General features: G+C 45.4%; 21 protein-coding genes. 15 read left to right on the top strand and 6 right to left on the bottom strand.

Annotated elements, in window-relative coordinates:
• The first annotated feature begins 5 nt into the window (after positions 1-5).
• From rpsG to LU290_RS09370, 4 genes are all read left to right on the top strand, one after another.
• Positions 6-479: a 30S ribosomal protein S7 gene (rpsG, locus tag LU290_RS09385; protein ID WP_036364066.1), complete on the top strand. Its 474-nt coding sequence runs from the start codon at positions 6-8 to the stop codon at positions 477-479.
• 169 nt (positions 480-648) lie between these two features.
• The gene (gene fusA / locus LU290_RS09380; protein ID WP_277808323.1) at positions 649-2,778 is read left to right on the top strand and encodes an elongation factor G; all 2,130 of its coding nucleotides are present in this window, start codon (positions 649-651) and stop codon (positions 2,776-2,778) included.
• A 108-nt stretch (positions 2,779-2,886) separates the two neighbouring features.
• Positions 2,887-4,077 carry an elongation factor Tu gene (gene tuf, locus LU290_RS09375; RefSeq protein WP_277808322.1) on the top strand — a complete coding sequence of 397 codons (1,191 nt, stop codon included), beginning with the start codon at positions 2,887-2,889 and terminating at the stop codon, positions 4,075-4,077.
• Positions 4,078-4,336: 259 nt separating this feature from the next.
• Positions 4,337-6,487 (top strand): M3 family metallopeptidase, encoded by a 2,151-nt coding sequence (locus LU290_RS09370; protein ID WP_277808321.1) that lies wholly within the window; start codon positions 4,337-4,339, stop codon positions 6,485-6,487.
• 114 nt (positions 6,488-6,601) lie between these two features.
• On the opposite strand, the gene LU290_RS09365 is transcribed toward LU290_RS09370, so the two are convergent.
• On the bottom strand, positions 6,602-7,168 hold the full coding sequence (locus LU290_RS09365) for an NUDIX hydrolase (protein WP_277809602.1): 567 nt from the start codon (positions 7,166-7,168) through the stop codon (positions 6,602-6,604).
• A gap of 239 nt (positions 7,169-7,407) precedes the next feature.
• Here LU290_RS09365 and LU290_RS09360 point away from each other — a divergent pair, with 239 nt between their 5' ends.
• Complete coding sequence (locus LU290_RS09360) at positions 7,408-8,067, top strand: NUDIX hydrolase (protein WP_277808320.1); 660 nt, start codon at positions 7,408-7,410, stop codon at positions 8,065-8,067.
• A gap of 117 nt (positions 8,068-8,184) precedes the next feature.
• Here the strand turns inward: LU290_RS09360 and rsfS are convergent, their stop codons facing one another.
• Entirely contained in the window at positions 8,185-8,568 is a 384-nt protein-coding gene (gene rsfS, locus LU290_RS09355) for a ribosome silencing factor (RefSeq protein WP_277808319.1), read from the bottom strand.
• 34 nt (positions 8,569-8,602) lie between these two features.
• Entirely contained in the window at positions 8,603-9,250 is a 648-nt protein-coding gene (gene nadD, locus LU290_RS09350) for a nicotinate (nicotinamide) nucleotide adenylyltransferase (protein WP_277808318.1), read from the bottom strand.
• A gap of 209 nt (positions 9,251-9,459) precedes the next feature.
• On the opposite strand from nadD, the gene LU290_RS09345 reads away from it, so the two are divergent.
• From LU290_RS09345 to uvrA, 8 genes are all read left to right on the top strand, one after another.
• Positions 9,460-9,831: a class IIb bacteriocin, lactobin A/cerein 7B family gene (locus LU290_RS09345; RefSeq protein ID WP_277808317.1), complete on the top strand. Its 372-nt coding sequence runs from the start codon at positions 9,460-9,462 to the stop codon at positions 9,829-9,831.
• A 309-nt stretch (positions 9,832-10,140) separates the two neighbouring features.
• Positions 10,141-11,289, top strand: a complete 1,149-nt coding sequence (locus LU290_RS09340; protein WP_277808316.1) for a JmjC domain-containing protein — start codon at positions 10,141-10,143, stop codon at positions 11,287-11,289.
• 260 nt (positions 11,290-11,549) lie between these two features.
• The gene (locus LU290_RS09335) at positions 11,550-12,695 is read left to right on the top strand and encodes a cupin domain-containing protein (protein ID WP_277808315.1); all 1,146 of its coding nucleotides are present in this window, start codon (positions 11,550-11,552) and stop codon (positions 12,693-12,695) included.
• Between the two features lie 291 nt (positions 12,696-12,986).
• A complete protein-coding gene (locus LU290_RS09330; protein ID WP_277808314.1) occupies positions 12,987-13,343 on the top strand; it encodes a hypothetical protein in 357 nt (118 codons plus the stop codon).
• Positions 13,344-13,353: 10 nt separating this feature from the next.
• Entirely contained in the window at positions 13,354-13,854 is a 501-nt protein-coding gene (locus LU290_RS09325; RefSeq protein WP_277808313.1) for an HlyD family secretion protein, read from the top strand.
• Between the two features lie 87 nt (positions 13,855-13,941).
• Positions 13,942-14,616, top strand: a complete 675-nt coding sequence (locus LU290_RS09320; protein ID WP_370688530.1) for an HlyD family secretion protein — start codon at positions 13,942-13,944, stop codon at positions 14,614-14,616.
• A 62-nt stretch (positions 14,617-14,678) separates the two neighbouring features.
• A complete protein-coding gene (locus LU290_RS09315) occupies positions 14,679-16,763 on the top strand; it encodes a peptidase domain-containing ABC transporter (RefSeq protein WP_277808312.1) in 2,085 nt (694 codons plus the stop codon).
• A gap of 80 nt (positions 16,764-16,843) precedes the next feature.
• Positions 16,844-19,708 (top strand): excinuclease ABC subunit UvrA, encoded by a 2,865-nt coding sequence (uvrA, locus tag LU290_RS09310; protein ID WP_277808311.1) that lies wholly within the window; start codon positions 16,844-16,846, stop codon positions 19,706-19,708.
• 96 nt (positions 19,709-19,804) lie between these two features.
• Here uvrA and asd read toward each other — a convergent pair whose 3' ends face one another.
• On the bottom strand, positions 19,805-20,638 hold the full coding sequence (gene asd / locus LU290_RS09305; RefSeq protein ID WP_277808310.1) for an archaetidylserine decarboxylase: 834 nt from the start codon (positions 20,636-20,638) through the stop codon (positions 19,805-19,807).
• Positions 20,639-20,726: 88 nt separating this feature from the next.
• Here asd and LU290_RS09300 point away from each other — a divergent pair, with 88 nt between their 5' ends.
• On the top strand, positions 20,727-21,074 hold the full coding sequence (locus LU290_RS09300; RefSeq protein ID WP_277808309.1) for a hypothetical protein: 348 nt from the start codon (positions 20,727-20,729) through the stop codon (positions 21,072-21,074).
• A 101-nt stretch (positions 21,075-21,175) separates the two neighbouring features.
• Positions 21,176-21,628: a D-aminoacyl-tRNA deacylase gene (gene dtd / locus LU290_RS09295; RefSeq protein ID WP_277808308.1), complete on the top strand. Its 453-nt coding sequence runs from the start codon at positions 21,176-21,178 to the stop codon at positions 21,626-21,628.
• Positions 21,629-21,770: 142 nt separating this feature from the next.
• Here the strand turns inward: dtd and LU290_RS09290 are convergent, their stop codons facing one another.
• Together LU290_RS09290 and ygfZ are read right to left on the bottom strand one after the other, a co-directional pair.
• The gene (locus LU290_RS09290) at positions 21,771-23,108 is read right to left on the bottom strand and encodes a D-amino acid dehydrogenase (protein WP_277808307.1); all 1,338 of its coding nucleotides are present in this window, start codon (positions 23,106-23,108) and stop codon (positions 21,771-21,773) included.
• Positions 23,092-23,805, bottom strand: a complete 714-nt coding sequence (ygfZ, locus tag LU290_RS09285) for a CAF17-like 4Fe-4S cluster assembly/insertion protein YgfZ (RefSeq protein WP_277808306.1) — start codon at positions 23,803-23,805, stop codon at positions 23,092-23,094. Before ygfZ ends, LU290_RS09290 begins: the two co-directional genes overlap by 17 nt.
• Positions 23,806-23,847: the final 42 nt, after the last annotated feature.

The following is a 23,847-nucleotide window of genomic DNA, read 5'->3' as shown; positions in this document are numbered from 1 at the left end:
CTATTATGCCAAGACGTCGTGTCGTCGCTGCCCGTGAAATCCTACCAGATCCAAAATTCGGCAGCCAAACCATCGCTAAATTCATCAACCATGTGATGGTCGATGGTAAAAAATCAGTCGCAGAAAAAATCGTTTATGGTGCGCTAGAAACAGTTGCAGCCAAGCGTAATGTTGAAGATCCTGTGGCTTTCTTTGAAGAAGTGTTAGAAAGTGTTCGCCCAACGGTAGAAGTGAAAGCTCGCCGTGTTGGTGGTGCAACTTACCAAGTACCTATGGAAGTACGCCCCTCCCGTCGTACAGCCCTAGCAATGCGTTGGTTGGCTGACGCTGCCGCTAAGCGTTCTGAAAAATCAATGGCTCTACGCCTAGCTGGCGAGCTAAATGATGCTGCAGAAGGCAAGGGTGCTGCCATCAAGAAGCGTGATGATGTTCACCGCATGGCAGACGCTAACAAAGCGTTCTCACACTTCCGCTTCTAATTTAGGCAGATTTTTTGAATCTTGCTTAAAAAAGATGCGTCGGCTTGGATGGAAGTTGTCATTCAAGCCGTACCAAAATTCAGTCTAATGGTCATGATATTGTCACATAAAATGACTAAAATCCACCCATCAGACACCCAATTTAATCAGAATTTTTCTAGGAAAAATTATGGCTCGTAAGACTCCCTTAAACAGATATCGTAACATCGGTATCTCAGCTCACATTGACGCAGGTAAAACCACCACGTCAGAGCGTATTTTGTTCTATACAGGTAAAAGCCACAAGATCGGTGAAGTGCACGAAGGTGCAGCGACTATGGACTGGATGGAGCAAGAGCAAGAGCGTGGTATTACCATTACTTCTGCTGCAACCACTTGCTTTTGGTCAGGTATGTCTGATCAATTCCCAGAGCACCGCATCAACCTAATTGACACCCCCGGCCACGTTGACTTCACCATCGAAGTTGAGCGTTCTATGCGTGTTCTTGACGGTGCGTGCATGGTTTATTGTGCGGTTGGTGGTGTACAGCCTCAATCTGAAACCGTATGGCGTCAAGCGAACAAATACCGTGTACCACGCCTTGCGTTCGTAAACAAAATGGACCGTACTGGTGCAAACTTCTTCCGTGTGGTTGAGCAAGTTAAAACTCGTCTGGGCGGCAACCCTGTACCAGTGGTTGTGCCAATCGGTGCGGAAGATACCTTTGAAGGTGTCATCGACCTACTAGAAATGAAAGCCATCATCTGGGATGTAGAATCTCAAGGCATGAAGTTTGAGTATGGCGATATTCCTGCTGACCTGGTTGATGTTGCTGAAGAATGGCGCAACAACATGGTTGAAGCAGCTGCCGAAAGCTCAGAAGAATTGATGGACAAATACCTAGAAGAAGGTGATTTGAGCCGTGAAGACATCGTCGCTGGTCTGCGTGCCCGTACTTTGGCTTGCGAAATCCAGCCAATGCTTTGTGGTACTGCCTTCAAAAACAAAGGTGTTCAGCGTATGCTTGATGCGGTCATCGAGTTCTTGCCAGCACCAACTGACGTTGAAGCCATCAAGGGTATCCTAGATGACAAAGACGAAACTGAAGGTAGCCGCGAGTCTTCGGATGACGAGCCATTTGCAGCCCTAGCGTTCAAAATCATGAACGACAAATATGTGGGTAACTTGACATTCGTTCGTGTTTACTCAGGTGTTGCAAAACAAGGCGACAGCGTTTATAACCCTGTTAAGATGAAGCGTGAGCGTATCGGTCGTATCGTTGAGATGCACGCAAACAGCCAAAATGAAGTGGACGAAGTTCGCGCAGGTGACATCGTAGCATTCGTTGGTCTAAAAGATGTAACTACTGGTGACACGCTGTGTGATAACGACAATGTTATTACCCTTGAGCGTATGGAATTCCCAGACCCAGTTATTTCTCTAGCGGTTGAGCCTAAGACCAAAGCTGACCAAGAGAAGATGTCTATCGCACTAGGTCGTCTGGCAAAAGAAGACCCATCATTCCGTGTGCGTACTGACGAAGAATCAGGTCAAACCATCATCTCTGGTATGGGCGAATTGCACCTTGACATCATCGTTGATCGTATGAAGCGTGAGTTTGGCGTTGAAGCGAACATCGGTGCGCCGCAGGTAGCCTACCGTGAAACCATCCGTCAAACTGTTGAAGTTGAAGGTAAGTTTGTTCGTCAAACTGGTGGTCGTGGTAAGTTCGGTCATGTATGGCTACGCCTAGAGCCGCTAGATCCTACTGGCGAAGTAGAATACGAATTTGCTGAAGAAATCGTGGGCGGTGTTGTTCCTAAAGAATACCACGCTGCGGTCGATAAAGGTATCCAAGAGCGTATGAAAAACGGCGTTCTGGCTGGCTACCCAGTTGTGAATGTGAAAGCGACTCTGTACGATGGTTCTTACCACGATGTGGACTCTGACGAATTGTCGTTCAAGATGGCAGGTTCTATGGCGTTCAAAAAAGGCTTTATGCAAGCCAGCCCTGCGCTACTTGAGCCTATCATGAAAGTAGAAGTAGAGACGCCAGAAGACTATATGGGCGACATCATGGGCGACCTAAACCGTCGTCGTGGTATGGTTCAAGGTATGGACGATCTGCCTGGCGGTACCAAAGCGATCCGTGCAGAAGTACCACTTGCAGAGATGTTCGGCTACGCTACCCAAATGCGTTCTATGTCTCAAGGTCGTGCAACTTACTCTATGGAATTTGCTAAATACCAAGAGACGCCGAAGAATGTTGCAGACGAGATCATCAAGAAATTCACTGCTAAAGATGACGAAGACGAGTAATCTTTTATTCATCTGATGAACAAGTCTTGACTGTCCATAGGGCGGTCAAGACGGCAATTTAATGTTATGTCAAAATCTGTATTTTGACCCTTTATAAGGAATAATATCATGGCCAAAGCCAAGTTCGAACGTAATAAACCACACGTAAACGTGGGTACCATCGGTCACGTTGACCACGGTAAAACCACTCTAACTGCTGCGATCGCTACCGTTGCTGCTAAGCACCACGGCGGTGAAGCAAAAGACTACGCTGCTATTGACTCAGCTCCTGAAGAAAAAGCGCGTGGTATTACCATTAACACTTCTCACATCGAGTATGACACTGCTAACCGTCACTATGCACACGTTGACTGCCCAGGTCACGCTGACTATGTTAAAAACATGATCACTGGTGCTGCACAGATGGACGGCGCTATCCTAGTTGTTGCTGCAACTGACGGCCCAATGCCACAAACTCGTGAGCACATCCTTCTATCTCGCCAAGTAGGCGTACCTTACATCATGGTATTCATGAACAAGTGCGACCTTGTTGACGACGAAGAGCTACTAGAGCTTGTTGAAATGGAAGTTCGTGAACTTCTATCTGACTACGACTTCCCAGGCGACGACACCCCAATCATCAAAGGTTCAGCCCTTCTAGGTCTAAACGGTGATGCAGGTCAATACGGTGAGCCTGCCATCCTAGAACTACTAGACACCCTAGACAGCTACATCCCAGAGCCAGAGCGTGACATCGATCGTCCATTCCTAATGCCAATCGAAGACGTATTCTCAATCTCTGGTCGTGGTACTGTTGTAACTGGTCGTGTTGAATCAGGTATCATCAAAGTTGGTGACGAAGTTGAAATCGTTGGTATCAAAGACACCGCTAAAACTACCTGTACTGGTGTTGAAATGTTCCGTAAGCTACTAGACGAAGGTCGTGCTGGCGAGAACTGTGGTGTTCTACTTCGTGGTACTAAGCGTGAAGAAGTTCAGCGTGGTCAAGTACTTGCTAAGCCAGGTTCAATCACGCCACACACTCAATTTGACGCAGAAGTATATGTACTGTCAAAAGAAGAAGGTGGTCGTCACACGCCATTCCTAAACGGCTATCGTCCACAGTTCTACTTCCGTACCACTGACGTAACTGGTGCCATCACTCTACAAGAAGGTACTGAAATGGTTATGCCAGGCGACAACGTTGAGATGAGCGTAGAGCTTATCCACCCAATCGCTATGGACAAAGGTCTACGCTTCGCTATCCGTGAAGGTGGCCGTACCGTAGGTGCTGGTGTTGTTGCTAATGTTAAAGGCTAATCCCTAGCCCAAAACAAGGCAAACTGCCAAACAAAACCCTGCAAGTGAAAGCTTGTGGGGTTTTTGTTTGGTTGAGTTGAAAAAAATAAGGGGTTGGGGCATTGGGGTTTGCAGAAGTGCTTTTAAAGGGTGGGCTTCTTGACTTTTTGGTGGGTTTTAACTAAGCTAGGTGGAGTTTGTTGGTGGCAGAATGCTGTTGGGCAGATTGTCTGATTTGATTGCTATTTGATTATTGCTTGGTTTGATTAAGGAGATTTTTATGGAGCGTCGTCGTTTTTTACAAATGGGACTGGGTGGTTTGGTGGCGATGGGTCTGCCAAAGTTTGGCGTTGCTAATCCAGTGCCACTAATACTGGATGAAACGCTCAAAGATAACCCGCTGCTAAACTTTGAGGGATTGCCAGATTTTTTGGCGATCAAGCCACACCACATCAAGCCTGCCATCACGCATCTTATCGAGCATAACACGGATGTCATCAAGGCGCTCAGCGGACAAGAACAAATCACTTGGCAGAATTTTTATGCACCTCTGGAAGATGCGCAGAATAAAATCGACCGTGCATGGTCGGCGGTCAGTCAGCTGCATTCGCTTAAAAATTCAGATGAGCTAAGAGTGGTGTACGATGACGCACAGAAATCTTTGGTGGCGTTTGGCACTTGGGCTGGGATGTACCGCCCGCTTTATGAGGCTTTTAATAGACTCAAACAAGGCGCCGAGTACACCAGCTACATCCGTGCGCAAAAAAAGGCAATCGACGATGCGCTGCTTGATTTTAGGCTCTCAGGGGTGACTTTGGAAGGGGCGGATGCCGAGCGTTATGCCGAGATTTCAGCCAGACTCTCCAATCTTGCCACCAAGTTTAGTAATCATGTGCTGGATGCTGAAATGGGCTTTGAGATTGTTATTGATGATGAGCAAAAGCTCAAGGGGCTTAGCGACATCGCTTTGGATAATGCCAAAAAATCTGCCAAATCCAAAGGCAAATCAGGCCATCGCTTTGGACTGGATTATCCCAGCTATGCCGCCATCATCACCTATGCCGACGATCGCAGCCTAAGAAAACAGATGTATGAGGCGTTTCGCACACGAGCCTCTGATCAAGGTCCAAATGCTGGCAAATGGGATAACACTGCCATCATGAATGAGACAGTGGCGCTTAGGCTGTCTCGGGCGCAGCTGCTCGGCTTTGGCTCTCACGCTGAGTATTCTTTGGCGACCAAAATGGCGACAAGCCCAACGCAAGTGCTTGATTTTTTGAATGATTTATTAGCCAAAACGCATGATAAATCTCGCCAAGAAATCGCCGAGCTCAAAGCCTACGCCATAGAAAAAGGGCTGCTTGACGCCTCTGACGAGCTCATGCCTTGGGATTTTTCTTATTTGTCCGAAAAGCTAAAACAAGACAAATACGCCATCGACAAAGAGGCGCTGCGAGCTTATTTTCCAGTGGATCAGGTGCTGTCTGGCATGTTTGAGATTACCAAGCGTCTGTTTGGGGTGTCGGTGCGTGAAAAGCAGGGTGTGCCTGTGATTCATCCTGAGGTGCGTTTTTTTGAGGTGTTTTCTGGTGATCGGCACATCGCTTCGTTTTATTTGGACTTATTTGCCCGTGAAAATAAGCGAAGTGGCGCATGGCATAGCGGCGTCATGGGGCGTTATAAGACGGCGGCTGGGACGGTGCAGCTGCCTGTGTCGATGCTTGTGTGTAATTTTGCACCCGCCAGTGACGGCAAGCCTGCCTTGCTGCTGCATGGGGATGTGGAGACCTTGTTTCATGAGTTTGGGCATGGCTTGCACCACATGCTGACTACGGTGGATGTGCAGGCGGTGTCTGGTATCAGTGGTGTTGCTTGGGATGCGGTGGAGTTTCCCAGTCAGCTTTTGGAAAACTGGACTTGGAACCCTGAGGCGCTGACGCTGATTTCTAGACATCATCAAACAGGCGAACCTTTGCCAAAACAAATGATCGATAAGATGCTTGCCGCCAAAAATTATCAATCAGCGACCGCCATCGTCAGACAGCTTGAATTTGCTTTGTTTGATTTTAGATTGCACACTGAGTATCAGGCTGGCGATGAGGGTGCGATCGCTCGTATTCGTGAGGACATCCGTCAGAATGTCTCGCTACTTAATGAGCCCGACTGGGTGCGGATGGCGCACAGTTTTAGCCATATCTTTGCTGGTGGCTACTCGGCGGGGTATTATAGCTATCTGTGGGCGGAGGTGCTGTCGAGCGATGGCTTTACTCGCTTTGAAAAAGAGGGGGTGTTCAATGCCAAGACAGGGCGAGACTTCGTCGAGGCGGTGCTGTCGCAGGGTGGCTCTGATGAGCCGATGGCGTTGTTTGAGCGATTTATGGGCAGACGACCTGATGTGACAGCGCTTTTACAATCCAGAGGTATCGTCTAAGATGATGGTGGGGGCGAGCTGTGATTTGCCCCCACCAGTGATTTGGATGGATTTTGGCGAATGCGGTCGGATGGCTGGCGTCATAGAGGGGATCGTGAGAGATTGACACGCTGTTTATGGCTGATGGTGGATGCACACTTCGTGTAGTGGATAGTGAGCGAAATCATCGGCATCTTTTCCTTGGCTCATCAGGGTGTCTTTGTCCGCCAGATAGCGCTCAATGGTCTGACGCACGGTCTCAAAGGCAAGATTTTCCATGTCGATTTCATCAGGATAAAACAGGGCGCATTCTAAGCTCTCCACCCCCACGCCAAACGCTCCATCCTTTAAATTGGCAAGATACATCGCATGAATCTGCCCCCAATGCGGCAAGTCATACAAGGCGTACAGCTTCAAATCCACCGCCACGCCGTCCGCTTCCTCCACGGTCTCACGCTTGGCGCCCTCTGCCATGGTTTCGCCATTTTCCATAAAGCCTGCTGGGAGCGTCCATAGCCCATAACGAGGCTCAATGGCTCGCCTGCACAGCAAAATGCGCCCTTCATGCACGGCAAGCACGCCGCAGACCATCTTGGGATTTTCATAGTGAATATGACCGCAAGCAGGGCAAACGAGACGGGGGCGAGTGTCGCCTTCTGGTATGGCGTGGTGAGCGGGGCTACCGCATTTTAGGCAATACATGGCTGATTGGTAATTTGTCAAAAATAATTCCCATTTTAGCACAAATTTATCGCCATAACTTGTAAAATATGCCAGCAAAACTTAAAAACCGATGCAGATTCATGATAAATCTGTGGCGGTAAATCACATTTGTCCTGCGTGATGATTATTGGGCGAATGTGATTCGCCCCCACGCCAAATACAAATTTTTGGTGATTTTAAATTTCATTTTGCAACCCATCTTCGGAAAAAAGCTACCCATGTACGACCATAAACGCACTAATCCGCCCAGTCATTTTGCCAGTGAAATGCTGGCTACATTGTCGCACGCCTTGACGCATTATGACGGCACAGACCGCTATGCCCATCCTTATCGGCAGGGCAAGGCAGAGGTGCAAATCACCGCAAGCGTGTTGGTGCTCATCACCAATGAGACCACGCCACGCCTACTACTCACCAAACGCAGCCAGAGGCTCACCGCCCACGCAGGTGAAGTGAGCTTTGTCGGTGGAAAAAGAGACGAGACGGACACCGACACCGCCCACACCGCCTTGCGTGAGGCGTGCGAGGAAGTGGGACTTGACGGTGCAGACGCTCACATTATTGGTTATCTGCCCTGCCAAACCGCCAAATCAGGCTCGCTCGTTCGTCCTGTGGTGGCGGTGGTAGCGCCTGATGTAGCGCAGGCGTTGGTGGGGTCGGCAGATGAGATTGAGCGTGTGTTTTGGGGAGAGTTGTCGTATTTTATTCACACGCCGCCCAGTGAGATTGTGCTGACTTATGACAATCAGCCACCCTTTGCCACACCCGCTTGGACGGTGGCGGACGAGACGGTGTGGGGGCTGACTGGGCGAATCATTGCCAATCTGGTCGAGATTGGCTTTGGGGTGCGGTATGCGTGGTATTATCGGCTGTCATGATTGGTGGCTGTCATGATAGAAGGGGGTGTTGTCTTTTTTTTTGATGATCATGTACAGTGCAGATTGTGATGAATTTATCATCAAGCTCACCATCAACCGTTTGGCGATTTTTGATCATTAAGCCTTTTGTACCGCCAATGCTTGCAAGGCTTCTGGCGATGACCACAGACCTTCTAGGTCATAAAATTCACGAGCCTGCGGCGTCATGATGTGTACGACCACCGCACCCAAATCCACCAAAGTCCAGTCGCTGTCTTTGTCGCCTTCACGACCCAGTGGCATCAGTCCCGCTTCTTTGGCTTTGGCACCAAGTTTATCCGCCAATGCCTTAACATGGCGTTTGGAAGTGGCGTTGGCGATGATGATACGCTCGGCCACTTCGGTCAAATGCTCAACCGTCATCACGGTGATGTTGGTGGCTTTTAGGTCGTCTAGGGCTTCGGTGGCAAGATGCACTTGCTCGTCTAGGCTTAGGTTTTGAGTGTTGTGTTGATTGCTCATGTCTGTTTCAAATTCAAATTGTATAAACCCATCATTATAGCACAGTTTCGCCATAAAGTGCGTTTTTATGTATGTAATCTGCCACTTTGGGCGGTAGATGGTCGCTTGCTTTTGGGTCTTTATTGGCAATGAGCGTGCGAATTTGGCTAGACGACATGGCAGTGATGGGTGTGCGGTCTTGATAAATCATGCCTTGATGGGTTAAAAACTTGTCCAAATTAAAGGTCAAATTTGCCAAAACTTGCGGACTAAATTCATCATCTTGATCAAAATCGCCCCGCCAAAATGCCCAGATATTGACAAAATCCAAAATCTTATCGCCATCTTTCCAAGTTGGCAGACCGTACAAGCTGTCTTGTCCAAGGATAAAAATCAGCGTGTCGTTGGGGTGGGTTTGCCGAAGTAGTCGCACTGTATCAATCGTATAGATGGGCGGTGTGCGGTCAAGCTCGCAGGTCTCAATGCCAATGGGTGTGCCTGCGGTGGCAAGGCGTAGCATGGCAAGTCGGTGTTCATCAGGCGTAGGCTTGCCCTTAAAAGGATTGCCCTTGGTAGGCATAAGAGAGACGCTGATGGGGTTGGTGGTGGCTTGGTAAAGTGTGGTATGAACGCTCATCGCCATCGCCAAGTGTGATGAATGCATAGGGTCAAATGAGCCGCCAAGAAAAGCACGGATGGTCATGGCTAGGTAAGAAAAGTGATTTGGCTTAGTGTAGCAGAAGTTAGGCAGGGTGGCAAATCTCAAAATAATTGAAATAATGCCTAAAATAAATGCTTGCAAAGATTAAATTTATGATATATCTTATCTACTTAATTGATAATGATTACTAGTATTATTATATTTTATGGATACTTAAAGCATCTTTTGGCATTGATTTAATGGAGTGTATCATGCGTGAATTGTCATTAAATGAAGTTGGCATGGTGAGTGGTGGTGCTGGTCCTGTTGGGGCGGTGGCAGGTGCAGCCATTGGGGCAACCCATTATGTTGTTTCAAATACACTAGCGGGCAATGATATGAGTGTGGCTGGCTTGGCAGGTGCAACAGCAGCAGGTGCTTTGACTGGTTCTGGTTTTGGTATGGTTGCCAAAGGTACGCAAATGGCTGTAAGTAGTATTAGGGCTGTGCAAACAACTAGCAATACTGTGAGGGCGGGAATGGGTACGGGTGCAGTATCTGGTACAGTAGATGGTCTGACACAAGCTATTATTAAGGGTGGCAATACAACCAATAAAGACAAAGCAGGCACCAATTATCAGTAATGGTCCCCGCTACATCATAGGCATAAAAACTTCCCAACAAACACATCAGCCGTACAAGATAGGAATCATTTCTTTTTCAACCTTTGAGATAAGTATAGTGAACCAAACAGTATTTATTTGTATTTCCGCATTAATTTTTGGCTCTATTTTTTATTTTGCCTGTACCTCCTTAGAGAAATTCTTTGGATTTCAAAACGAAAATTTCAGGGCATATATGTGTTTAATCTGCATTGCTTGTATTGTTGCCTCATTCTATCTTTACGAGAATGGTTGGCATTGGTTTTTATTATTTTCTAAATGATTTCTCTTATGGACAAAAACTTCAACAAATCAGATTTCCTAAACAACTACCAAGACAAAAAACCCATCGTTTTCAAAAATTGCTTTGATGTGAATAGCTTGTCTTGGGAAAAAATTAACGAAATTATAGAAAGAAGTAACATTCATTCTGATGATTTCAAGGTGGCTTATCAAGGTATCGTTGATAAGGGTTGTTATATTGAAACTTTTGATGAAGTGGGCATAACTCGCTATCGCCTAATGAAGCCTGTCATCTATAATTTACTAAAAAACGGAGCAACTTTAATTGCAAATAAAATTGTCAATGAACCTGCTATTGATGAATTTGCTAGACAAATTGCTAGGTTGACAGGCAGACAAACCGTTACCAGTATGTATGTAGCTTTTGGAGATAAAGATTCTTATAAGGCACATTGGGATACTCGTGATGTCTTTGCAATTCAAATTAAAGGGCGTAAGCGTTGGGTGATTTATGAGCCAACATTTCCAAATCCCTTATATATGCAACAAAGCAAATATTTTGAAGAGACACACCCTTGTCCAGATATGCCTTATATGGATATTATCCTAGAAGAAGGTGATATGCTGTATGTGCCTTGTGGTTGGTGGCATAACCCTTCGCCACTTGGAGAGGAAACGGTGCATTTGGCGATTGGAACATTTCCTGCTTTTGGCTTGGATTATATGGAGTGGCTTTTAAAGAAATTGCCTGATTTTCACGAAATCAGAAAGCCAATGTCAAATTGGCAAAATGATAATGCCAATTTAGCAATTATTGCCAATCAAATCCAAGAGTTAATGACAAATCAATCTACCTATAATGAATTTATGCAAGAATTTATTGGCGAAAAGCGAGTGGAAAGTAATTTGGCATTAGAATTGTTGGGCGATGGTAAAATCAATGAATTGCCAATGACTGCTATGTTAAGATTAAATTCCAATCAACCTTATAATGAGAATGATGAATTTATTATTGCCAATGGTGCAAAACTGACATTGGACAATGAATTTAAAGAAATCATTCTGTACATTGCCAATCATTCGGTTGTTTCTGTATCAGATATTTTTGATAACTTTAAAGACATAGAGCAAGAAAAATTAATGAATGCCTTATACGGATTATGTCTGAACGATATTGTAGAAGTGGTTAGTTATTAACAATGTCTCTATTCCGCCAAGAAGCCCTAGATGCTCAAAAAACGAACTGGACGGGTACGATTATTCTGACTCGCCCAGTCAGTTTTGCTTTTATTATCAAATGTTTTCATGATAAATTTAAGGCGCTTAATCCAAAAAATAACAACAAACGGTATATTTTTTATGATGAATCGTATTGTTTTTTTTCGCATTTGAGTATATTATATCATAATTCATATAAACGAGCATTACTCTTGTTTTTAATCAATATCAGGAACTATATGAAACTGGATTTTAATATGTCGTCTGATGAGTTTAGGCGAGAGGTACTATACCAAAAGCCTAAGTTGTTTAAGGGTGCTGTCAAAAACCTAGACATCACATGGCGACAAATCAATGAATTGTATCAACGAGCCAACCCAATGGACGAGCTTTTTCGTCTGCGTAAAGGCGAGATTGTACCTATCTCTGAATATGTGGAGAGCTTTGATGACACTGGGCGTACTCGCCACCGTTTTATCAAACCCGCCATTTATCACCACCTGAAAAACGGTGCAACGATTGTTTATAATCGCATCAATAATGAGCCTTTTGTTGATGATTTGGCAAAGCAAGTCGCCCAGTTTGTCGATGCATCTACGGTGGTTAGTGGCTATCTTGCTTTTGGTTCGGACGCTTCCTTTAAAAGTCATTGGGATACTCGTGATGTCTTTGCGGTGCAACTCATGGGTAAAAAACATTGGGCGTTATATCAACCCAATTTTGAAAGTCCCTTATACATGCAGCAATCCAAAGATGTCGATGTGCCAGAACCGACTATACCCGACATGGAAGTGGTCTTGGAGGCTGGCGATGTGCTGTATATCCCTCGAGGGTGGTGGCACAACCCTGTGCCGATGGGCTGTGAAACTTTTCATTTGGCAATCGGCACTTTTGCCCCAACAGGCTATGACTACATGGAATGGCTTACCAAGCAAATGCCCAACATCTTACCATTGCGTTATAACTTATCTGATTGGGAAACCGACAAAAACAACATCGCCCAAGCCTGTACCCAACTATCTGCCATGATGACCGACCCTGTTATGTATGATAGGTTCATGCAGGAATTTTTGGGTAATCATCGCCTAGATACTCGCTTTAATATGGAGTTGTTTGGCAATCCCAACAATGATAAGTTGCCACCAGAAAGTAGACTTAGCCTCAATGTGGTAGACATACGCACATTGGATAAAGGCTATCTGATTTCAAATGGCACCAAGATTAATGTGGATGAGCTGAGTAAAAAATTCATCAACATCATCATTAATCACCAACCCATTGCTTTATCGGAAGTATTAACACATTTTGATAAGGCACAACATGAACACATTCAAAAACTTGCTTATGATTTGGCGAATTTTGATATTATGGATGTCCTAAGATAGGTAAAATTATTATTCAACAAATATTGTATTTACAAACTGCATAGGCAAAGTATATAGTTATGATTATTGAAGGTTGGTTAAAGACATATTTAACGATTATTTCTTTTATTTGTATTGTTACACTACTTATAAAGGAAAACACCGTAAAACCACTTGATGATAAACATGTGGAAACATGCAGGGTTATTGTTGGAGTTTCTTTTTTTCTAATGGTAATTCCTTTATTTCCACTATTTTTTCTACAAATATATAGAATGTTTTTTTAATTTTTCTTAACCATTGGAGAATGTTATGCGTGAATTGTCTATTCATGAATTGTCTTTTGTGTCAGGTGCTGGTGGATGGCTTAGACCATTGGTAGAAGGAGCGAAAGCACTTGCTAAAAATCCAGTAGCTCAAGGCGGTGCAACTGGTGGTGCAACATACGTTGCCAGCAATGTAGCCGCTGGCAATGATATGACAGTAGCAGGAGCAACTGGTTCTACCGTTGCAGGTATGTTTGGTGTTAGATTTGGTGGCAAATTTACTGCCGCTTTTGCAGGTGCGACGGCAGGTGGATTAGCCGAAAGAAGTGTTAATGGTGTCAATACCGTACTTAAACCAGATAATAAAAATCAAGACAAATCAGGCAATAACTACGGTCATTAATTAGGTTTTTATGTCCAACTTATTCCGCCAAGAAGTCCTAGATGCTCAAAAAACGAACTGGACGGGTACGATTATTCTAACTCGTCCAGTCAGTTTTACTTTTTTAACCATCTGTGCTTTGTCAATTGGTTTGGTACTGGTCGCCTTTTTAATTTGGGGCGAATACACCAAACGTAGCACCGTCAAAGGTCAGCTTATCCCAGAGCAGGGGCTGATATATAGCCACAGTCCTACCAGTGGTGTCGTTATTGAAAATCACGCTCATGACGGCAAGGCAGTCAAAAAGGGTGATTTGCTTTATAAAATCTCCACCGCCCATCATGGCGATGAGGGCAATACCCAAAAAGCCATCGATGATGAGTTGGCACTCAAAAATACGCTTATTCAAAATCAAATCTTTTATACCGAACAAAGCCAAGCCCAAGAAATCAACAGTATATTAACCGCCATTGAGCGACTAAAAGATGATAAGCAAAAACTCATCGCTCAGATTGAATTGCAAAAAACCTAAGTTCAGCTTGCACTCGACAACCTAAAAAGACATCAAGAAATCAGTGCCATCAACGCCGTCTCCGCCCTTGAAGTCAATAACCGCCAAATGGAATATAACGCCCAACACGAACAACTCATGACACTCAGCCGAGAGCTGTCATCACTTGAAAAACAAATCAAAGAACAAACCATCAGCTTAGATAGAACCAAACAAAATCATAGAGCCAATCTCAATCAATTACAACAGTCCCTCACGGATAATAGGCAAAGCAAAATCCAAAACAAGGCAGGGGAGTTTATCTCTATTTATGCTCCGATTGATGGTGTCATTAGCACCAATCACATCAAAACAGGTCAATACATCGAAAGTAGCAAACCACTCACCACCATTTTGCCCCATGATAGTCATGTCATCGCTGAAATGTATGTACCAAGTCGTGCCATTGGTTTTGTCAAAACTGGTGATGAGGTACTGCTCCGCTATCAAGCCTATCCCTATCAAAAATTTGGACACGCCAATGCACAAATCATCTCAGTAGCAAAAACTGCATTAGCAGGACAAAACATCCAAAGCATTGGCACCGTATCACAAAGCGAACAAATGACTAATGAACCTTTATACATTGTACGTGCAAAATTAGAAAAGCAAACGATAAAAGCCTATGGCAATGACCTGCCATTACAAGTAGGCATGACATTAGAGGGAGATATATTGCACGAAACTAGGAAGCTCTATGAGTGGGTATTAGAGCCTTTATACAGCATTACTGGCAAAATCTAATCAAGCATTTTATTGTCATTGGGTGCATGGCACCTTTTTTATTTTTTTAATGATGGATAGTTATGAATTACTTGGAAAATATTTCTTTGGGTTTTGGGCATAAATTGCCTGTAATATTGCAAACCGAAAATTCTGAATGCGGACTGGCGTGTATTGCGATGATTGCTCATTATTATGGTTATCATACGGATTTGTTTAGTTTAAGACAAAAATATCCCATTTCACAAAAGGGTGCAACGCTACACACCCTAATTAAAATTTGCCAACAGATTAAGATAAATACTCGTCCTTTAAAGTTAGAATTAAATGAATTAAAAGAACTGCGTGCGCCTTGTATTTTGCATTGGGATTTAAATCATTTTGTGGTATTAAAATCCGTTGGCTTAAATAAAATTACCATCATTGACCCAGCAGTCGGTCTTAGAGTATTAGAATTAAAAGAAGTTTCCAAGCATTTTACAGGCATTGCCTTAGAGATATGGACAGACAATGATTTTGAGAAAAAAGAAGAAAAAACACAAATCAAAATTTTTAAACTCTTTGGTGAAATTAAAGGACTATGGAAATCGTTAAATCAGATTTTGATTTTAGCCATTGTATTAGAAATATTTGCTTTAACCAGCCCATTTTTTATGCAATGGGTGATTGACCACGCCATTGTGTCGGCAGATTTAAACTTATTAACCACACTTGTGATTGGTTTTGGCTTGTTGATGTTTTTAACACAACTGATTAGCCTATTACAAGCATGGATTGTGATGTATTTGGCAACCACACTTAATGTGCAATGGAAAGCCAATATTTTTAATCATTTAATTCATTTACCAAGTTCATTTTTTCAAAAAAGGCATTTGGGCGATATTATTTCTCGTTTTGGTTCTATTGATAGCATTCAATCCACATTAACCACCAGCTTTTTAACCGCTATTTTAGATGGCTTAATGACAATTTTTACGCTTGTTTTAATGTTTTTTTATAGTCCAACATTGGCGTGGATTGCCATTGGTGCAATGGCGATTTATGGCACTTTAAGATGGGCTTGGTATATGCCACTTAGACGAGCAAGTGAAGAACAAATTATTCATAGTGCCAAGCAAAGTAGTCATTTTATGGAAACGATGCGGGGCATTCGTGCCATTAAACGTTTTGATAAACAAACTTTACGCCAAAATACTTGGCAAACTTTATTTGTCAATCAAATCAATGCAGGATTAAAAACGCAAAAATTAGGCTTAGCGTTTGGCTTTATTAATGGCATTGTTTTTGGTTTAGAAAATTTGATTATTATTTATTTTGGAGCAAGTTATGTGATTGATGGTACATTTACGGTGGGGATTTTAATGGCATTTATCGCTTATAAAAATCAATTTGGTGGACGAGTGAGTAGTTTGATTGATAAATTTGTAGAAGTGAAAATGCTCTCTTTGCACGCAGAAAGACTTGGCGATATTGTTTTAACAGAAAAAGAAAAACAAGAGTTTTTATTGTCGCCACCTCATATAGACAAATATGACATCGAAGTAAAAAATTTATCATTTACATACAGTGATGATGAGCCGAATATTATTGAAAATTTAAGTTTTTATATCAAAGAAAATTCATCGGTTGCGATTGTTGGAACAACTGGTTGCGGTAAAAGCACCTTAATGAGTTTGTTATTAGGGGAACTCACCGCCAATAGTGGCGAAATAAAAATTGCAGGGAAATTAATCAAAACAATGAATGATGTCAGTGCCTTAAACTGTGTGGCGTGTGTCAGTCAAGATGATGTATTATTTGCAGGAAGTTTATTAGAAAATATCAGCTTTTTTGATGATAAATTGGATAGAGAATGGGCGGAAACTTGTGCCAAAATGGTGGGCATTTATGATGAAATCATGGCAATGCCTATGGGATTTCAAACATTGGTGGGCGATATGGGCAGTGTATTGTCAGGTGGGCAAAAACAGCGGATATTGATTGCTCGTGCGTTGTATAAAAAACCCAAGATTTTATTTTTGGACGAAGCCACCAGCCATTTAAATATTGAAAAAGAACGAGAAATTAACGAGATGATAAAATCCTTGAACATCACTCGTGTGATGATTGCCCACCGCCCAGAAACGATAGCGAGTGCTGATAGAGTAATTTGCCTAAATAAAACCTAAGGGTACTTTAAAAAGCGTGCTATTTGCCCCATTATGTTTTATCATATTACTCAGACCAAAAGACGAACAACAAGGCAGCTATGGCACACGAATTTATCAGCATCAAAGGCGCACGCACGCACAACCTAAAAGACATCGATGTGGACATTCCACGAGATAAGCTTGTGGTCATCACAGGCTTGTCAGGCTCGGGCAAATCATCGCTCGCCTTTGACACGCTTTATGCCGAAGGTCAAAGACGCTATGTGGAGAGTCTGTCGGCTTATGCTCGCCAGTTTTTAAGCCAGATGGACAAGCCAGAAGTGGACAGCATTGAAGGGCTGTCGCCTGCCATCGCCATCGAACAAAAATCCACCAACCACAACCCACGCTCTACGGTCGGCACGATTACCGAAGTGTATGATTATTTGCGTCTGCTCTTTGCCCGAGTTGGTACGCCTTACTGCCCTGAGCATGATTTGCCGATGGTCGCCCAGACGGTGAGTGAGATGGTGGACGACATTCTTGCCAAGCCTGAGGGTGCAAAACTCATGCTCCTAGCCCCCATCGTGCGTGAGCGAAAGGGTGAGCATACGGCGCTTTTGGAGAGTGTGCAGGCGCAAGGATTTACTAAGGTGCGCATCGATGGCGTGATCTATGACATGGATGAGTTGCCCACGCTTGCCAAGACGCACAAACACACCATTGAAGTAGTGGTGGACAGATTTAAAGTGCGTGATGATCTGGGCAATCGTGTGGCGGAGAGCTTGGAGACGGCATTAAGGCTGGGCAGTGACATCGCCATTTTGCATGACATGGACGATGGGGCGGAGACGATACTCTCTGCCAAGCATTCTTGTCCTGCCTGCGACCGTGCGGTGAGCGAGCTTGAACCGAGATTGTTCAGTTTTAACAACCCTGCTGGGGCGTGCCCGTCTTGTGATGGCTTGGGTAAGCGCCAGTATTTTGCCGCTGAGCGAATCGTCACCGAGCCTGCCAAATCCATCAATCAAGGGGCGATTCACGGCTGGGATAAGCGCCATGCTTATTATTTTGGGCTTTTGACCACTGTCTGCCAGCATTTTGGCATCGACATGGACAGCCCTTGGCAGGATTTGCCAAAAAAAGAACAAAGCATCATCTTAAACGGCTCTGGTAAAGAAAAGCTGACTTTCAACTTCACCGATGAGCGAGGGCGAAAGACGAATAAAACCGTGCCGTTTGAAGGGATTTTGCCGTATTTGGAGCGTCGTTACCGCACCACCACCAGTAACATCGTGCGAGACGAGCTGGCGCAATATCTCTCCGACACCACCTGTAATGTCTGCGATGGCGTGCGACTGAACGAAATCGCTCGCAGCGTGAAAGTGGACGGTCGTGGCGTGGGCGACATCATCCATCTGCCCATCGGCGAGGCATGGCAGTATTATGAAAACTTGCACATCGGCGGAGCAAAAGGCGAGGTGGCGGATAAGATTTTTAAAGAAATCCGAGAACGCTTGGGCTTTTTGACAAAGGTGGGCTTAGAATATTTGACTTTGGCTCGCTCGGCAGAGACTTTGTCAGGGGGCGAGGCGCAGCGCATTCGCCTAGCAAGCCAAATCGGAGCTGGTCTTATGGGCGTGATGTATGTGCTGGATGAGCCGTCCATTGGCTTGCACCAACGAGACAACGACCGCCTACTCTCCACCTTGACTCATCTAAGAGATTTGGGAAACACGGTCATCGTCGTGGAGCATGACGAGGACGCCATCCGCATGGCAGACCACATCATCGACATTGGCGTGGGGGCAGGCGTGCATGGCGGACGAGTGATCGCTGCGGGGACGGCGGACGAGATTGCCAAAAACGAGCACTCATTGACAGGGCAGTATTTGTCAGGCAAAAAACGTATTGAGATTCCTACTGTTCGTCATACTGCCAAAGTCGGCGAGGTCAAAAAGGGCAAAAAAGTGGTCAGCGAGCCTTTGCATATCCACTTAGAAGGGGCAAAAGGCAATAACCTAAAAAATGTCAATTTGTCCATTCCGATTGGCGTGATGACCTGTATCACAGGCGTGTCAGGCTCTGGCAAATCGACGCTGATCAATCGCACGCTCATGCCGCTTGCCGCCACCAAGCTTAACAATGCCACCACGCTCGTGCCAGAGGCGTACGACAAGATCACAGGGCTAGAACACCTTGATAAGATGGTGGACATCGACCAAAGCCCCATCGGTCGTACGCCACGCTCCAATCCTGCCACTTATACGGGGGTGTTTACGCTGATACGAGATCTATTCACTCAGACACCTGAGGCGAGGGCGAGGGGCTATAAGGCAGGGCGATTTAGCTTTAATGTCAAGGGTGGTCGCTGTGAGGCGTGTCAAGGCGATGGCATGATTAAGGTGGAAATGCACTTTTTGCCTGACATGTATGTGCCGTGCGATGTCTGTCATGGCAGTCGCTATAATCGTGAAACCCTAGAAGTCAAATACAAAGGCAAATCCATCTCCGATGTGCTGGGCATGACGGTGGAGGAATCGATGGCGTTTTTTGAGGCGATTCCTGCCATTCATCGCAAATTAGAGGCTCTCATGCAAGTAGGCTTGGGTTATATCACGCTTGGGCAATCCGCCACGACCTTATCAGGGGGTGAGGCTCAACGGGTCAAACTCGCCAAAGAGCTTGCCAAAAGAGACACAGGGCAGACTCTGTATATCCTAGATGAGCCGACCACAGGACTGCATTTTGAGGACATCAAAAAGCTGTTAGACATTTTGCACGCCCTACGAGACAAGGGTAATACAGTGGTGGTGATCGAGCATAATCTTGATGTCATCAAAACCGCCGACCACATCGTTGATTTGGGCTATGAAGGGGGTGCTGGTGGTGGTGAGATCGTCGCTGTCGGCACGCCAGAGGAGGTGGCGAAGGATGAGAGGTCGCATACAGGCAGATTTTTAAAGCCGATGCTAAAAATATAAGCCAAGCAAATATTGGCTTTTGGCATGTCCAAGATGTGCCGACTGATGAAAACCCAGACCTTGTTTAGGTCTGGGTTTTTTGGCTTTGCTGTACTTTTAAGATTGCGCTTGACCGATTTTTTCGCCCATTTTTACCACTTTACCATGCACAAACTCATCGCCCCAAATGGCATTGGCGGATTTTGGCAAAACAATAATCGCCGTTGAACCCAAATAAAATCGCCCCAATTCATCGCCTTTTTTAAGCGGTAAATCATGCGTTCGCTCTTGGATATAAGGCGTGCGTTTGATTGCCCCTGTCGCCACGCACTCAATGCCAGCAACAATCATCGCCCCAACCAAGACCACGCACGCTTTGCCCCACTGGGTATCAAATTCGCACACCAAGCGTTCGTTGCGAGCAAATAAATCTGGGACATGCTCAGCGGTGGTGTTATTGACTGAAAACAGCGTTCCCGGTACATAGCGAGTGGCGGTAAGCACACCGTCAAAGGGCATATGCACACGGTGGTAGTTGGTGGGGGCGAGGTAGATGGTGGCAAATGAGCCGTCCGCGAATGTCTTACCCAGCTCATAGTCGGCAAGCAGTTGCCCAACTTCATAATCTCGCCCTTTGGCTTGAATGAGCTGACCGTGCGTGATGGCTCCGATTTGACTGATTTTGCCGTCTGCTGGGCTTGCAATGCCGCCCGCCGTCTCATCAATCGGACGCACGCCACTTTTTAATTCACGAGTAAAAAAGTCGTTAAAACTTGCATAATCGTCCAAGCTCCCACGCTCATATTCCGAAAGCTCAATGCCATAGGCTTTGGCAAAAGTATGCACAAAGGCTTTTTTGACATAAGGATTTTGGCTTTTGGCAAGTGCGCCTGCCGCTTCGGATAGGGCTTGCTGTGGGACGATGTTTTGTAGGGTGGTGAATAGGTTCATGTCGCTCTCATGCGATTACTAAAAGATAACTTTATTGTACCCTATTTTTTGTTAAAATGGCGGTGTATTTAAAAAGAAAGGCTAAAAAATGTTCAAAAAAACATGGCATACCAGTTATGAGGGCATTGACATCAAGGTGGATAATGCATGGAGTGTCTTTGGGGGAACGAAAGAGGCGATTTTTATCAATGGCGAGCGAGTGTATTTTTATCAAGGGTTGGTTTTTTCCTTTAAAAAACTGCTGACCTTTAAAAATCCGTTCAGCTCTCGGGCGATATTTGGCGCAGCTCATGATTTTTATGTCAATGACACCAAGATCACCGTCAAGCTCGGCAATAACGCACAAGGCACGGGCGTGGCGTGTCAGATTTTTATCAATAATGAGTTTTATTATGGTGATGATGAAGTGTGGCTTACTGCTTCATCCTCTGGCTAGATGGCGATGAGTCTTGTTATTTGACTTATCAATAAATGAAGTATTGCAAATCTAAGGTCTAACTAAGTGTGCATTGGCATTGCCAGCACAAAAGGAAATCCATGAAAGCTCTAATCCAACGAGTCAAGTCCGCCCATGTCGCTGTGGACGGTCAAATCATCGGGCAAATCCAGTCAGGCGTGCTTGCCTATATTGGCATTGGTAAAGATGATGATTTTGACAAGGCGTGCAAGTTGATTGACAAAATTCTGACTTACCGTATTTTTGAAAACACCACCGATGCAGACAAACTTGGCAAAATGGACAAATCGGTGTCTGATGTTGATGGCGGACTGCTATTGGTGTCGCAATTTACCCTGATGGCAAAAACCGACAAGGGTCGCCGCCCTGACTTTGCCCCTGCCATGCCCCCATCTGACGCACGCATTTTGTTTGACAAATTGGTGAATTATGCCAAATCGGTGCATGATGATGTGGCGACAGGCGAATTTGGGGCGAGTATGGCGGTAACGGCAGTCAATGACGGTCCAATCAATTTTTTATTGGAAGTATAAAAGAGTGGCGTAGGGTGGGCTGGAGCTTGAGAAAACCCAACAAATTCAATAAGTTGAAATAAAAACGGCAGGCTTTGCCCACCCTGCACGACTACATGACTTTATCAATTTGGTGAGTGTAATACAAGCCCATAAACACAATTTAAGCACCAATAAACGCAAAATCAATGGGCGGTGTCTGCCCTGCCATGAGCAAGGATAATGCCTTTGCCGAACCACACGAATGGGTCAGTCCCAGCGTGCCATGCCCTGTATTGAGCCATAAATTGTCAAATTTACGGTTGGGCGTGGCGGTCTGACCGTGCCAAATCTTGCCCAGATACGCTCGCCCAATGAGTGGTACATTGGACGGCGTCATGGGGCGAAGTCCTGTCCAGTAGTTTGGCTCGTCATAATCCAAAGCATCGCCAAACAGCGTCTGCACTCGGTGTGTGATCGCCTGACAGCGAGTCTGGTCAAGTTGTGTGTTATAGCCGTTAAATTCTGCTGTCCCTGCCACTCGCAGGACATCTCGCTTTTCACTGCTAAATCGGCTCATGACCAGCTTGTATTCATCATCAATCAGGCTGACTTGTGGCACTCGTTTGCCATCACGCACGGCATAAGTCGCCGAGTAGCCTTTGGCAGGGAAAATGGGCAAATGCACGCCCAAAGGATCAAGCAATCTTTTGCCAAAACTTGCCAGACAGACGACATAATGCTCGCTTGTGTGTGTGAATGAGTGGTTGTTTTTGCTAAGTTCTAAATGCGTGATGTGCGTGCCATCAAAGCCAATGCGGTCAATGTGCGTGTCATAGACAAAGCGAACGCCATGTTCTTGGCAGTGTTTGGCAAGTTCGTTGGTGAATAAATGGGCATTGGCAGAAAAATCAGCATCTGTATGCGTCGCCCCAACCAAAGCATCGCCCAGCACCGACAATGCAGGCTCTATCGTGCGTGCTGTGGCAGGCGTGATGAGTGTGCGATGACAGCCAAGCGTTTGCATACGCTGGGTGGGGGCGACGGCGGCTTGATATTCATCAGGACTGGTATAAAAGTGCATGATTCCTTGCAAACGCTGCTCAAAATTCATCGGCAGCTCGTCCATCAAAGCCTTAAAAGTCGCTCGAGAATACAGCCCCAGATTGACCATTTGTTTAAGATTGTCATCGGCACGCTTGGCGGTGCATTCTCTTAAAAACCGCCAAATAAACCGCCATTGTTCGGCATTGGCATTGAGCCGATACAATAAGGGTGCGTCAGGCTTGGCAAGCCACGCCAAGGCTTTTTTGGGTGTGGCAGGATTTGCCCAAGGGGTTGCGTGGCATACCGAAATCTGCCCGCCATTGGCAAAGCTGGTCTCCATCGCAGGCAGACTTTGGCGGTCAATGACGGTCACTTCAAAACCTGCTTGTGACAGATACCACGCACTGGCAACGCCCGTTACGCCAGCACCCATGACGGTTACGCTTTTTGGCTTGGGATTAGCCACGAGCCACATCGCCTGTCAGTGCTTGGGGTAGGCGTAGGATTTGCCCTGCTTGGGTGACTTGGTCTGGCGAGCCGATGACCAAAGCGTCAAACCCATCGGCAGTCATGATGCCATTGACGATTTGGATTTTGTCCAATTTGTCGCCAGCTTGCACTGCCTTATCCAGTAAAACACGGTGCAGATAGGCTTTTGGGCTTGCCTTAAACCATAGGCGAGCGATGATTTCTTGCCCCAAATAGCACCCCTTGTCATAATCCACGCCCCCTCGCTGATGCAGGCGTAGCTCTTGGGGCTGAAACAGTCCTTGCGTGGCTTTTGTTATCCAATAATTGCCAGATTCAATGCTTAATTTTGCCCAGTTTGCAAAGTCTGATTCGTCTGCTTGCTCACTAAAAGTTGGCAAATCATCTTGGATGGCAGGATAAATGACACCAGGTTCGCTGGTGCCAAATTTTGAAAATGCTCCGTATTTTTTGATGTGAGTGGTCAAGTCATTCATACAATCGGCAGAAGTGATGAGTGTAAAAGCATCATCAGCCGTGCGAGCGACCCACAAGCCAAATTGCACACGCCCCTTCAAATCGCTGATGGCACAAGGCGTGAAGGTGTCGGACAATTTATCCACATTGACGGTTAATTGACCTTGTAAAAATTTGGCGGCGTCTTTGCCTGTCAGTTTTAATTGATAAAAAGTGATGTCTGTCATGGCGATATGCCCAAAATTAAGAAAAACAATGAATTTATGGTT

This window comes from Moraxella nasibovis (assembly GCF_029581575.1).
Taxonomy (GTDB): domain Bacteria; phylum Pseudomonadota; class Gammaproteobacteria; order Pseudomonadales; family Moraxellaceae; genus Moraxella; species Moraxella nasibovis.
The sequence above is the reverse complement of the archived record's forward strand: the minus strand, read 5'-3'. Positions and strand labels throughout refer to the sequence as shown.